The sequence below is a fragment of the Herbidospora sp. NBRC 101105 genome, from assembly GCF_030269205.1.
Classification (GTDB): domain Bacteria; phylum Actinomycetota; class Actinomycetes; order Streptosporangiales; family Streptosporangiaceae; genus Herbidospora; species Herbidospora solisilvae.
In genome coordinates this window covers 1-803 of sequence record NZ_BSSX01000019.1, presented here as the reverse complement: position 1 = coordinate 803, position 803 = coordinate 1, and the positions used below count along the sequence as shown (strand labels likewise).

Annotated in this window: 1 protein-coding gene; it reads right to left on the bottom strand. The window is 69.2% G+C overall.

Annotated features, from left to right (window positions below; translation table 11 throughout):
- A partial coding sequence (locus QSK34_RS37615) for an Acg family FMN-binding oxidoreductase (protein WP_285591621.1) occupies positions 1–803 on the bottom strand: 803 nt, incomplete at both ends.

Genomic DNA, 803 nt, shown 5'->3' with positions numbered 1-803 from the left:
GTGTGGAAGGCCGCGCTGATCCCGTGGACGGCGGCGTGCAGCAGCACCCTCTGCAGGGCCTGTCCGGTGTGCAGCCAGTCCGTCCGCTCGTCTCCCGGAGTGGTGAGCAAGGCCACCACCCCCACCTCCGTCCCTGCCGCCTCGTCGGCATCGCCGCCCCAGCCCTGCCCCCGGCTGTAATCGCGTTGAGGGAATCGGGGCTGTTCCTGGCTTCGTCGCGGGTAGGCGTCGGCGGGCACGCCGTCCCGGCGTTCGCTACCCGGGCGTCGCCCCCAGCGGATCATCTCAAGATCGAAATTCGGATCTCCCGCTTGCGCCTCCTGGGCCACAGAGGTCAGTGCGGCCAGCATCTCCACCGCGGTCTCGGACGTGAGCGCGATCAGCCGGCAACTCTCCTGGGCGGCCTCCGTCACGAGCGATCCCAGCACGCCCTCCGGTATCGGCCGATCGGTGAAGCCTCCTCGGTGCGTCCGGCGACGCGTGATCTCCTGCCGGATGGTCGCGATCTCCTCACCGGCGGGCTCCGAAGGGCCGATGCGTACGGTGGCCACCAGCGACGGACGATCGGGATCGGGCAACATCCGCACGATCGGCGCACGATCCATGGCGCGTATCGCGGTCCTCATGTTGAACAGGGCCGCGCCACAACTGATCAGCAGTTGCCGTCCCTGCGGATCGCTGTAGGGCAGCCGCCGGTCCATGTCTGCGCGGAGGCTGATCTCCTCCCCGGCGATGGCGAACGACCACGGCTGAGTGTTGTGAATCGAGGGCGCCCACGTGGCGGCCTCCACCACGGCTTCGAG